Raw genomic sequence first — 11,018 nt, forward strand, 5'->3', positions numbered from 1 at the left:
CCGCAACGACCGCTTGCCACGTGACGCAGCCTCGGGAACATAGCTGCGGGTTCAGGGGGAAAAACAGATGATTAGCGGAATTGCGCGTACGGCATTGTTGGCGGGCGTCGCGGCGCCGGCGGTCCTGGCTGCGCAGACGGTGCCGCCCGAGGTCGCGTTCGGCGCGCGCGAGGCCGTCACCTCCGCGTCGCTATCGCCGCGCGGCTCGCGTATTGCCTTTCTCGCGCCGACCAAGGGGCAAGGAAATGCGCTCTACACTGTGCCCGTCGATGGCAGCACCCCGCCGGTTCGCGCGCTGGTGGCAAGCGGCGATCCCGAACGTCTCAGCCGCTGCGGCTGGGTGTCCGAGGATCGGCTGGTCTGCACGGTCTACATGGTGCGCGAGGGTGCGCTGCGCTCGGTCGGCAGCTCGCGCCTGATCGCCACCGATTTCAACGGTGGCAACCTGAAGGTCGTCAGCCGTCGCCAGGGCGTAGATGCGCAATACGTCGCGCAATATGGCGGCGCGATCCTCGACTGGTTGCCGGGCGAGGACGGACAGATCTTGCTCGACAATTGGTTCGTGCCCGAAGCGCGGATCGGCACGCTGGTCGAGAAGAAGGACGAGGGGCTCGGTGTCGAACGCGTCGACACCCGCACCGGCAGCCGCAAGATCGTGCTGCGCCCGTTCCGCACCGCTGCCGAATTCATCACCGACGGCGCCGGCAACGTGCGCATCTCTGGCACGCGCGACATCGTCGCCGACGGCTATGACACCGGCAAGATCACCTATCGATTTCGGGGCAAGGACGGCGGCGACTGGCAGCCACTCGGCGCCTACGACACCAACAGCCGCGAAGGCTTCAATCCTTATGCCGTGGATGCCGAAAAGAACGTCGTCTACGGCTTCCAGAAGGTCGACGGTCGCCGGGCGCTGATGCTGCGCACGCTCGACGGGCAGATGAAGGAGGGCGTGGTCCTCGCGCATCCGCAGGTCGATGTCGACGGGCTGATCCGGCTTGGCCGCCGCCAGCGGGTAATCGGCGCCACCTATGCGACCGACAAGCGTGTCGCGGCCTATTTCGATCCCGCCTTTGTCACGCTGCGCGCGCAGCTCGCCAAGGCCATCCCCGGCACCGGCCTGGTCAATTTCGAAGGCGCGACTGACGACGAAAACAAGCTGCTGCTGTGGACCGGCAGCGATGTTGATCCGGGCCGCTACTTCTTGTTCGATCGCCAGTCCAAGCAGCTTCGCCCGCTGATCCTCTCGCGGCCCGAGCTCGATGGCTACACGCTCGCCTCGGTCAAATCGGTGTCGTTCAAGGCTGCCGACGGCACCAACGTCCCCGGCTATCTCACGCTCCCGCCCGGCAGCAGCGGCAAGGGGCTGCCCGCAATTGTCATGCCGCACGGCGGCCCCGCCGCGCGCGACGAGTGGGGCTTCGACTGGCTGGCGCAATATTTCGCGCATCAGGGCTATGCCGTGCTTCAGCCCAACTTCCGCGGGTCGGACGGCTATGGCGACGCCTGGTTCCAAACCAACGGCTTCCAATCATGGCGCACCGCGATCGGCGACGTGACCGACAGCGGCCGCTGGCTGGTCGCGCAAGGTATCGCAGACCCCAAGAAGCTCGGCATCTTCGGCTGGTCGTACGGCGGCTATGCCGCGCTGCAATCGGGCGTCGTCGCGCCCGATCTATTCAAGGCGGTCGTCGCGGTCGCCCCGGTCACCGATCTTGATGATCTGCGCGAACAATATCGCGACACCACCGCGCAGCGTACCGCCCGCGACTTCATCGGCACGGGCAAGCACATCGTCGAGGGATCGCCGACGCGCAACGCCGGCAAGTTCACCGCGCCGGTGCTGATGTTCCACGGCACGCTCGACATGAACGTGCGCTACCGCGCCTCGCAGTTGATGGACGACGCGCTCAAGGATGCGGGCAAGCACCACGAACTGGTGACATACGACAAGCTCGACCATTATCTCGAGGACAGCGCCGTACGCGCGGATCTGCTGAAGCGCAGTGACGCGTTTCTGAAGGCCGCCTTTGCCAAGTAACACGAACGAAAAGGGCGGCCCCACACGGGACCGCCCTTATCAATAGGTCTGAACGCTGCGTACCCGATCGAATCGGGGCGACGGATCAGCGGCTGTAGAACTCGACCACGAGGTTCGGTTCCATCTTCACCGGATACGGCACTTCGTCCAGCGTCGGTACGCGGATGAAGGTCACCTTAGTGGTGCCGTCCTGCGCGACATATTCCGGCACGTCACGCTCGGCGAGGCTCTGCGCCTCGAGCACCAGCGCCATCTCCTGCGCCTTCTTGCCGATGGTGATCTCGTCGTTCACCGCGCAGCGGCGCGACGCGATGTTGCACTTCACGCCGTTGACGTAGACGTGGCCGTGGCTGACGAGCTGGCGCGCGGCGAAGATCGTCGGCGCGAACTTCGCGCGGTACACGATCATGTCCAGGCGACGCTCGAGCAGGCCGATGAGGTTCTGCGAGGTGTCGCCCTTCATCCGGGCGGCTTCGTCATAGCAGTGGCGGAACTGCTTCTCGGTGACGTCGCCGTAATAGCCCTTCAGCTTCTGCTTGGCGCGCAGCTGCAGACCGAAGTCCGACACCTTGCCCTTGCGGCGCTGACCGTGCTGGCCGGGGCCGTATTCACGCTTGTTGACCGGGCTCTTCGGGCGGCCCCAGATGTTCTCGCCGAGACGACGGTCGATCTTGTGCTTGGCGCTGTGGCGCTTCGACATGCTGTATCCTTCGATATGCTGACAACGGTGATCCCGGTATCGCACCGGCCATCTCGAAAACGGCCGGGCCGCCTGCTTCACCGGGGTGCAGGGGCAATCGCGAAGCGGCGCGCCTAGGCCGCGGCGGGATCGAAGTCAAGACGCGGCCGGGGTGCCGCCCGGCGCGCGGGCGCCATTCGACGCCGCGGGGTGGACAGCGCCGCCGCGCCTCGCCAAGGCCCGATGCCATGATCCTATCCGGGCCCGAATGCACGACCATGGCCGAGGTGCGCGCCGGCGTCGACCAGGTCGATCGCGAGTTGGTCGCGCTGCTGCGCCGCCGCTTCGACTATATGGACGCCGCAGCCCGCATCAAGCCGGAACGCGGCCACGTGCGCGACGAGGCTCGCAAGGCGCAGGTGATCGCCAATGCAGCCGATCATGCCGCCGCCGCCGGGCTGCCGGTACAGGCGATCGCGCAGCTGTGGGATGGGCTCGTCGAGGCGTCGATCGCCTATGAACTCAATGCGTTCGATCGACGGGTAACCGGATCTTAGCCTGAATCAAGCCATGGGGCGGACGAGAGGATCGTCCTGCCCATGAAGCGTCTGCCGCTGATCGCCCCGCACCCGCCCCGCCTGTCGACGATGGTCGAGGCGCTTGCCCGTGTCGAGGCCTCCGGTATTCTCAGCAATAACGGCCCCGAGCTGCGCGCGTTCGAGGCCAACGCGACGCAGCGGTTGTTCGACGGTCGCGGCGCGTGCCTCGCGGTTGCCAATGCGACGCTTGGGCTAATGATCGCGTTGCGCGATGCAGTGAACGACGGGCCGGCGGGTCGCTTCGCGCTGATGCCCGCACTCACCTTCGCGGCGACGGCACAGGCGGCGTGGTGGGCCGGGCTCACCCCACTCGTCTGCGACATCGATCCCGACGATTGGAGCGCCGCGGCGGACGAGGAGGAACGCCTACTCACGCGCCATGGCGCGCGCATCGCCGCCGTCGTGCCCTACGCGACCTTCGGCTACGGCATCGATCTGGAACGCTATCGCTGGCTGTCGCGTCGCCATGGCGTCGCAGTGGTCGTCGACGCCGCCGCGTCGCTCGGCACGATCGATGCGGCGGGCGTCGGCTTCGGCGCCGGCGCACCCTTCCCCGTCGTCTACTCGATGCACGCGACCAAGCCGTTCGCGACGGCGGAGGGCGGGCTGATCCACTGCGCCGATCCCGATCGCATCGAGCGGCTACGCGCCATGGCGAATTTCGGCTTCACCGCGCCGCGCACCGCGACGCTGCCGGGCCTCAACGCCAAGCTGCCCGAAGCGATGGCGGTCGTCGCACAGGCGCGGCTCGATACGTTCGACGCGGTGGCCCGGCATCGCGGCGATCTCGCGGATGCCTATCACCGCGCGATCGCCGGTCGCTACGTGGCCCAGCCGCAGGCACCGGGGCGCCAGGCGCTCGGCTTCTTTCCGCTGCTGCTGCCGTCGCAGCATACGCACGATCGCGACGCGATCATTGCGCGTCTCGACCGCCAGGGCATCGGCGCGGGCAAGTATTTCAGCCCGCACCTCGGCGAACAGCCGTGGGTGCGCAGCGTCGCGCAGATCGAGCCGACGCCAGTCGCCGACATGATCGGGAGCCGGCTGCTGTCGCTGCCGCTATCCGATACAATGACGGTCGCCGACGTCGGCCGCGTGATCGACGCGCTCGACAAGGTGATCGCTTCGACGCCGCGCGCGCCAGCGCGAACAGCTTCGCCGGTCGCTGAGACGATGATCGTCGGCGGCGGTCCCGCCGGCACCGCGATGCTGACGGCGGCGAGCCGGCACGGCCTGTTGCCCGCACTGTCGCGCGGGCTGATCGTCGTCGAGCGCGACGCGGCGATCGGCGGCGGCCAGCTCGGCCGCTACGCGATCACTTCCGATTCGACCGCGCAAACCTTTCTGTCGGTGATCGAGGGCAACGCCGATCCCGCGATCGCAGCGCTGGCCGATCACCCCGCCGCGCTCGCCGTCGCGCGGCACCGCGGCTCGCTCGGCGTGCCGCTTGCCGAGGTCGGCCCGCTGCTGCGCGCAATGGGCGATCGCCTCCACGCCACGGTCGCTACCAATGGTGGCACCGTGCTGACGGCGCACGAGGCGCTTTCCGCGCGGCTTGTCGACGGGCTGTGGCACGTGCGCGTGCGCGATCTCGCCACGCATCGCGAGAGCGAGCGAATCGTGCGCAACCTCGTCATCGCCACCGGCGGGCACCAGCCGCTCGACCGTTTGGTTGCGCAGCACGTCGCGGGCGAGCCGATCGTTGCGCTCGCCGGCGATCGGCTGATCCAGTCGGACGCAGTGCTCTCGCTCGGCGGATACGACATGGTCGCCGATCTACTGTCCACCAAACGCGCCCCGCGCATCGCGGTGATCGGCGGATCGACCAGCGCGCTGACGACGGTCGCGCTGCTGCTCAAAGGCCGCCCCGCGCTGCCGCTCGGCGCCGGGGCGATCACCCTTCTCCACCGTCGGCCGCTGCGGCCCTTCTACCCCTCGGTCGAGACGGCGCATGCGGAAGGCTTCAGCGATTTTGGTCCAGAAGACATCTGCCCCGTCTCCGGCTTCGTCTACCGCCTCGCCGGGTTCCGGCTCGAGGCGCGCGACCTTGTGCTGCGGATGCTCGGCGTTGACGGCCGCCAGCCGGATCCGCGCGTCGCGCTCCACCGCGTCACCGGGGACGACGATGTTGCGGCGCGTGCCTGCCTGCGCGACGCCGATCTGGTCATCGCCGCGATGGGCTATCGCCCGCGCGCGCTGCCGCTCGAGGATGCCGCCGGGCAACGCCTCGCGCTCGCCGCGCATCGCGGCGCGCCGATGGTGAACGGCGAATGCCGCGTTCGCGACGTCGACGGCGCGCCGATCCCCGGCCTGTTCGGGATCGGCCTTGCCGCCGGCTTCGTCCCGCACGGCAAGCTCGGCGGCGAGGCAAGCTTCGTCGGGCAAGCGAACGGGCTGTGGCTGTGGCAGAACGACGTGGGCATGATGATCGTCGATCAGCTGCTCGCCCGGCGCGCACGGGCCGCGGCATGACGGCGGCGCCCGTCGTCAGCGTGATCATGGCGGCGTACAACGGCGCCGAGCTCCTGCCCGCGACGCTCGCTTCGCTGCAACGCCAGACCTTCACCGATTTCGAGGTGATCGTCGTCGACGATTGCTCGACCGACGCGACGCGTTCGGTGCTGCGCGACTGGCCCGACCGGCGCGTACGGACGATCGCGCTACCCGCCAACGGCGGCCCGGTTCGTGCGCGCAACCGGGCCTTCGCCGAAGCGCGCGGCCGGTATGTCGCCGGGCTCGACCAGGATGATCTGTGCCTGCCCGATCGCCTCGCGCAGCAGGTCGCATACCTCGACGCCAATACCGACACCGTGCTCGTCGCCACCGCGACCGAAGTGCTCGATGGCGCGCAGCTGCTGCCCTCGCCGCATGTCGCGCACACCACGCCGGCACTGCTGCGCTGGCTGATCCGGATTGAAAACCCGTTCGTTTGGTCGTCGGTGATGATGCGGCGCGCCGCGGCGGCGCGGCTTGATCCGTTCACCCGCCCCGACATTCTCTACGCGGAGGATTTCGACCTCTATCATCGGCTGTCGGCGCACGGCGCGATCGCGCGGATCGATGCGCCGCTGCTCGCCTATCGCCGGCACGCCGGCGGAGCGTCGCAGCGGTACGAGACGGTGATGCTTGCCAATGCGCGCCGCGTGCTCGCAGCGGCGTACACCGCCCCGCTCGAGGAGCAGGCGAACGATGCCGCCGCGCTCGTCGTCGAACATCTGATGCACCGCCAGCCGGTGCCCGATCGCGCAACGCTGATGCGGCTCGGCGATCATCTCTCACGGCTGCAGCAGCACTTCCTCGCCGACGACGCGCTGACCGAGGCAGACATCCGCATGATCCGCTGGGCGACCGCGCGGCGCTGGGCCGATGTGGCGCGTGCATCGCTGCGGACGGGAACGATCGCACTGCGCGACGCGCTGCAGGTCCGCCCGCCGCATCTCGGACTCGGCCATGCCGGGATCGAACAATTGCTTTGGGCGCGGCTGGTCGGCCGCGCGCGCACGCTGCGCCGGCGTCAGACCTTGGCGGCGTAGATCATTCGGCCCTGGCCGAGACGCTCGAAGACCTCCGCCAGCTCGCGCTCGCCGACCGCGAAACAGCCCTGGCTGCGGCCCAGCCGGCCGTGCGTACGCAGCATGTCGGGGTTCGAATACCACGCGCCGTGGACGACGATCGCGCGCGACAGCGCATTATTGTTAGTGGGATCGAGCCCGATCAGCCGCTGCGACCGCCCGTGCTTGCCGACGTAATAATCGGACGCGAGGAAGGCGCCCTCGCACGACGCGTTCGACCCGTCTTGGTTCGAGAAGCGCTGCAGATAGCCGGTATGCGCCGGATCAGATCCGCTGCCGTGCGCGACGAGCTTCGACACGCTGGTGCCGCTGACGAGATCGATCATGTGGAAACGCGGCTGCGCCGACGATGCGGCGAAGTCGGCGATGACCATGCGGTCGCGTTGGACGCCGCGGCTGCCGTGCCGCTCGAGTGCCGCAAGCGCGCGCCGCATCAGCTCGGGGCGCACGACGCGCGGTGAGCTCGGCACCACGCGCGGCGCGGGGCGAACCGGCGCCAGCGCCGATGCCGGCAGCGGCGCTGGCCGCGCATCGAGCGGACGCATCGCGGCGGCAACCGCATCTGGCACGATCATCGCGCCGGCAAGTGCGCCTGCCGTCTTCAGCAAACCGCGTCGTGTCGGCGCCTTGCCTGCATCGATCGCACCTTCGTTCCCCGCCCCACGCGCCGTCATCGTCATCAGTCCGTCAATCCCATTCCCGCTTGGCCCCTCATACCAGCGAAATGGTGAACGTTCCTCAACCATTGCAGGCGTTTGGCCCGGCGCTTGCTTGGTACGTCGCAGATCCCGCGCGATTCGTCGCAATGGCACCAAATGCGCGATCGCCCGTTATGCCTGTCAAGATCCGAAAAGCCGGATTGAGTATCTTAATAAGGGGTCTGGATCATGCGCCTGATTCGTGCATTGACGCCGGCTGTCCTCGCGATGACAGCCTTCACCGCCACGCCAGCATTGGCCGAAAGCGCCGTCGGCAGCAGTGTTGCCCTCGTCGAAGCCGCTGCGAGCCTCGCACCGGGCAAGTACCTTTGGGAGGAGGACGTCGCGGCGGGGCCGATGAGCATCCTCATCAGTATTCCCGACCAGAAGGCCTATGTCTACCGTGGGGAGCAGCTCGTCGCCGTGTCGACCGTTTCCACCGGTAAGGAAGGAAACGAGACACCGGTCGGTCTTTTCACCATTCTGCAGAAGAAGCAGATGCACCACTCCAACCTGTACGACAACGCGCCAATGCCGTTCATGCAGCGGCTGACGTGGGACGGCGTCGCGATCCATGCCGGCCGCAATCCCGGCTTCCCCGCCTCGCACGGCTGCATCCGCGTGCCGACAGAATTCGCCAAGAAGCTGTTCGCGGCAACCGAAATGGGCGCGACCGTCGAGGTTACCGATATCTCCTACTCGCCCGAGACGCCCGCCCCGCGCAGCGATGCGCAACTGACCGCGGCGGCGAACGCCGCGCCGCCGAAGGATCTCGGCTCCTTCCTCGCGAGCCGCTGATCGCCGGCGCAGCCGATCACTTCTTGATCAGTCCGATCTCAACCAGCCGCTCATGAAGATAATCGTGCGCGGTGATGGGTGTCGGATAGCGGTTCGGATTATCGGGCGTGATCGTTTGCGGCAACGTTTCGATCAGGAAATCGGGCGCCGGATGTAGGAAGAACGGCATCGAATAGCGCGAGTGCCCGCGCCGCTCGGGCGGGGGATTGACGACGCGGTGCGTGGTCGATGGCAGCACATGATTGGTCAGCCGCTGCAGCATGTCGCCAACGTTGACGACCATCGCGCCCGCTGGCGGCTTGACCGCGAGCCACTTGCCCGAATCGCGGTCGAGCAGCTCGAGCCCCGCCTCCTCCGCGCCAAGCAGCAGCGTGATGAGGTTGATGTCCTCGTGTGCGCCGGCGCGCACCCCCTCGGCATCGACCGGGATCGGCGGGTAATGCAGCAGCCGCAGCACCGAATTTCCGTCGCGCACCGCCGGATCGAACCAGTCGGCGGCTAGGCCGAGATGCGTCGCGATCGCCGACAACAGCCGGTCGCCCGCTGTGTCGAACGCCTGAAACAGTTCGAGGAATGTGTCCTTGAAACCTTCCGGGCGCGCCGGCCAGATATTCGGCGCCATCGATCCCGCGAAGCGATGGCCTGCCGGCAATTCGCGTCCGACGTGCCAGAATTCCTTCAGATCGACGTGCTTTGCGTCCTTGGCGATTTCGGTCTTGAACGGCGTGTAGCCACGCGCCCCACCCGCGCCCTCGACGAAATACCCGCGCTTCTCCTCTTCCGGCAGCGCGAACAGCGCCTCCGTCTCGGCCCACGCGCGCGCGATCAGATCATCCGGCACGCCGTGATCGGCGACCACCGCAAAGCCGAAGCGACGGAAGGATCCGCCGAGATCGGCGGCGAACCGGTCGGGATCCCGCGCCTGATCGGCGAGGCTTAGGGTCGGCACGGCGGCCAGCTGGGAATCGAGCATCACATACGCCTTCGATCGAACGGTGGGTTGCCGCGTTACATAAGCGCAGCGCACGACCCCCGCCAGCCTCGCGCATCCCGCCAGCGCCGTGAACGGCCTCCGTGCTCCCTAGCCATTGATCGTCACGACGCCGTTCACGCGCTCGCCGGCAGGCTGCAGATCGATACGGAACCGCTCACCCTCGGCTTGCCCGGACAGGCTGTTGCCGTTGACCGTAACGCTGGTCCCCGCCTTCTCGAACTCGCTGCGGAACCACTCGCGTACCTTCTCGGCGCTGGCCGGGCTGTCGAACCGCACGCGCACCACGCCGTCCGATCCTTCTCCGCCGTCCTTGCCAGCATCGACGTTGACCGAGCCGATCTTCGATCCGGGATAAAGGTGGACGCCGTTCAGATCGAAATTGTCGGCCGTCATGGTGATTTTCGGTAGCTTGATCGCGCCCTTGAACAGCGGCGTGTCGACTTTCACCTCGCCGCTGTCGCCATCGACCAGCGCCGTGCCGTTGCCGCCGTTGATCGACACCGTGGTGCCCTCCCCGTCGGTCTTGCTGCACGCGACGAGCGACAGTGCGATCGCGGCGACGGCGGCGGACTTCACGATCATGGCGGCAACTCCGTGGTCAAGGTGTACGTGTCGCCTAATACACTAGTGGGCGTCGACTTCCGGTACAAGCCTAGCCGGGACGGCTTTCGACACAGTCCTCTCCTCGTCGACTTACCCCTTCCTCAACCGACCCGCGTCACCGCCTTTCCCGGAACCGGCTAGCGGCGATGGCCGTTTCGCATCGGCAATCAGGAGAAATGATCATGGGCGGCCATCAGGTAACGAGCCACGGTTCGGGCGACGACGGCTTCGACGAGGACGGCTATGACGAGAGCCAGCGCGCCGAAATCCTCGAGGCGACACGCGACGGCCCAAGCGACGGCACGATCATCACCGATCTCGATCCCGATCTCGACGTCGACGATGCGGACGACGAGCAAGAGGACGAGCTGTTGATGGCCGACAGCGAAGTCGCCGAGCAGGACGACGATGCCGAGCAGGACGAGGACGACATCGATGAAGACGATGCGCAGGAAGCGTTCGAGGATGGCTCGATCGATGAGGAGGATCTGAGCGACACTGACGAGGTAGCGATCAATCCGTGACGACCGAGGCGTGACAGCGCGCCTCGGCCTCGCCGCACTGGCGGCACTGGTCGTGGCGGCATGTTCTCCCGCGCCGCCGGGGCGCACCGAGGGAATGGCGGGGCGACCTGACGCGGCATCTTTGGGGCGATCGGCACCACTGGCTTCTGCCAACCCGGCTGATACCAGTGATCGCATCACGTCGATCGAGCGGCCATCGAACAGTGTCGAGGCCGCGGGTCGCGCAGGGGGTGTGGTCGCCGAAACCGATAATGTGCAGGAGAACGGCGAACGGGATGCCGCGGCGGCAGTCGCGGTGACACAGGCCTATTTCGGCGCGATCAAGCGCGGCGATTATCGAACGGCGTAGCGTCAGTGGGATCGCGATGGCGCCCAATCAGGCATGTCGGTCGCCGACTTTGCCGCAAGCTTCGCCAAGTTTGCCGACTATCGTGCCGACATCGGAACCGCGGGCCGTGTCGATAGCGGCGCTGGCCAGCGCTACGTCACGATTCCCGTACGCGTGGCTGC

Annotated in this window: 11 protein-coding genes; 7 read left to right on the forward strand and 4 right to left on the reverse strand. The window is 67.4% G+C overall.

Features of this window, described 5'->3' with window-relative positions; genetic code table 11:
* Positions 1 to 67 precede the first annotated feature (67 nt).
* Positions 68 to 2,041 (forward strand): S9 family peptidase, encoded by a 1,974-nt coding sequence (locus B7L05_RS14460; protein WP_085810997.1) that lies wholly within the window; start codon positions 68 to 70, stop codon positions 2,039 to 2,041.
* A gap of 85 nt (positions 2,042 to 2,126) precedes the next feature.
* Here the strand turns inward: B7L05_RS14460 and rpsD are convergent, their stop codons facing one another.
* The gene (gene rpsD / locus B7L05_RS14465) at positions 2,127 to 2,741 is read right to left on the reverse strand and encodes a 30S ribosomal protein S4 (protein ID WP_085810998.1); all 615 of its coding nucleotides are present in this window, start codon (positions 2,739 to 2,741) and stop codon (positions 2,127 to 2,129) included.
* Between the two features lie 227 nt (positions 2,742 to 2,968).
* Between rpsD and B7L05_RS14470 the strand changes: the two genes are divergently transcribed.
* Genes B7L05_RS14470 through B7L05_RS14480 form a run of 3 tightly spaced genes read left to right on the forward strand, consistent with a single transcriptional unit; the run spans position 2,969 to position 6,852 of the window.
* Complete coding sequence (locus B7L05_RS14470; RefSeq protein ID WP_256926767.1) at positions 2,969 to 3,277, forward strand: chorismate mutase; 309 nt, start codon at positions 2,969 to 2,971, stop codon at positions 3,275 to 3,277.
* 42 nt (positions 3,278 to 3,319) lie between these two features.
* A complete protein-coding gene (locus B7L05_RS14475; RefSeq protein ID WP_085810999.1) occupies positions 3,320 to 5,791 on the forward strand; it encodes a DegT/DnrJ/EryC1/StrS family aminotransferase in 2,472 nt (823 codons plus the stop codon).
* Complete coding sequence (locus tag B7L05_RS14480; protein ID WP_085811000.1) at positions 5,788 to 6,852, forward strand: glycosyltransferase; 1,065 nt, start codon at positions 5,788 to 5,790, stop codon at positions 6,850 to 6,852. Before B7L05_RS14475 ends, B7L05_RS14480 begins: the two co-directional genes overlap by 4 nt.
* Here the strand turns inward: B7L05_RS14480 and B7L05_RS14485 are convergent.
* Complete coding sequence (locus tag B7L05_RS14485) at positions 6,834 to 7,565, reverse strand: murein L,D-transpeptidase catalytic domain family protein (protein WP_256926784.1); 732 nt, start codon at positions 7,563 to 7,565, stop codon at positions 6,834 to 6,836. The two genes, B7L05_RS14480 and B7L05_RS14485, sit on opposite strands and share 19 nt — an antisense overlap.
* A 213-nt stretch (positions 7,566 to 7,778) precedes the next feature.
* Between B7L05_RS14485 and B7L05_RS14490 the strand changes: the two genes are divergently transcribed.
* The gene (locus tag B7L05_RS14490; RefSeq protein WP_085811001.1) at positions 7,779 to 8,387 is read left to right on the forward strand and encodes a L,D-transpeptidase family protein; all 609 of its coding nucleotides are present in this window, start codon (positions 7,779 to 7,781) and stop codon (positions 8,385 to 8,387) included.
* Between the two features lie 16 nt (positions 8,388 to 8,403).
* On the opposite strand, the gene B7L05_RS14495 is transcribed toward B7L05_RS14490, so the two are convergent.
* Together B7L05_RS14495 and B7L05_RS14500 are read right to left on the reverse strand one after the other, a co-directional pair.
* Positions 8,404 to 9,360 (reverse strand): isopenicillin N synthase family oxygenase, encoded by a 957-nt coding sequence (locus tag B7L05_RS14495; protein ID WP_085811002.1) that lies wholly within the window; start codon positions 9,358 to 9,360, stop codon positions 8,404 to 8,406.
* 108 nt (positions 9,361 to 9,468) lie between these two features.
* Positions 9,469 to 9,963, reverse strand: a complete 495-nt coding sequence (locus B7L05_RS14500) for a hypothetical protein (RefSeq protein WP_085811003.1) — start codon at positions 9,961 to 9,963, stop codon at positions 9,469 to 9,471.
* 203 nt (positions 9,964 to 10,166) lie between these two features.
* On the opposite strand from B7L05_RS14500, the gene B7L05_RS14505 reads away from it, so the two are divergent.
* Together B7L05_RS14505 and B7L05_RS17020 are read left to right on the forward strand one after the other, a co-directional pair.
* Complete coding sequence (locus B7L05_RS14505) at positions 10,167 to 10,508, forward strand: DNA primase (RefSeq protein WP_085811172.1); 342 nt, start codon at positions 10,167 to 10,169, stop codon at positions 10,506 to 10,508.
* A 10-nt stretch (positions 10,509 to 10,518) separates the two neighbouring features.
* Positions 10,519 to 10,857, forward strand: coding sequence for a hypothetical protein (locus B7L05_RS17020; protein ID WP_144037315.1), 339 nt, complete (start codon positions 10,519 to 10,521; stop codon positions 10,855 to 10,857).
* The last annotated feature ends 161 nt before the right edge of the window (positions 10,858 to 11,018 follow it).

This window comes from Sphingomonas sp. TZW2008, from assembly GCF_002117915.1.
GTDB lineage: Bacteria > Pseudomonadota > Alphaproteobacteria > Sphingomonadales > Sphingomonadaceae > Sphingomonas.

What these genes read in the sequence shown, in the direction of transcription:
- B7L05_RS14460 (WP_085810997.1), top strand. Translation starts at nt 68, where the DNA reads ATGATTAGCGGAATTGCGCGTACGGCATTGTTGGCGGGCGTCGCGGCG.
- rpsD (WP_085810998.1), bottom strand. Translation starts at nt 2,741, where the DNA reads ATGTCGAAGCGCCACAGCGCCAAGCACAAGATCGACCGTCGTCTCGGC.
- B7L05_RS14470 (WP_256926767.1), top strand. Translation starts at nt 2,969, where the DNA reads ATGATCCTATCCGGGCCCGAATGCACGACCATGGCCGAGGTGCGCGCC.
- B7L05_RS14475 (WP_085810999.1), top strand. Translation starts at nt 3,320, where the DNA reads ATGAAGCGTCTGCCGCTGATCGCCCCGCACCCGCCCCGCCTGTCGACG.
- B7L05_RS14480 (WP_085811000.1), top strand. Translation starts at nt 5,788, where the DNA reads ATGACGGCGGCGCCCGTCGTCAGCGTGATCATGGCGGCGTACAACGGC.
- B7L05_RS14485 (WP_256926784.1), bottom strand. Translation starts at nt 7,565, where the DNA reads ATGACGGCGCGTGGGGCGGGGAACGAAGGTGCGATCGATGCAGGCAAG.
- B7L05_RS14490 (WP_085811001.1), top strand. Translation starts at nt 7,779, where the DNA reads ATGCGCCTGATTCGTGCATTGACGCCGGCTGTCCTCGCGATGACAGCC.
- B7L05_RS14495 (WP_085811002.1), bottom strand. Translation starts at nt 9,360, where the DNA reads ATGCTCGATTCCCAGCTGGCCGCCGTGCCGACCCTAAGCCTCGCCGAT.
- B7L05_RS14500 (WP_085811003.1), bottom strand. Translation starts at nt 9,963, where the DNA reads ATGATCGTGAAGTCCGCCGCCGTCGCCGCGATCGCACTGTCGCTCGTC.
- B7L05_RS14505 (WP_085811172.1), top strand. Translation starts at nt 10,167, where the DNA reads ATGGGCGGCCATCAGGTAACGAGCCACGGTTCGGGCGACGACGGCTTC.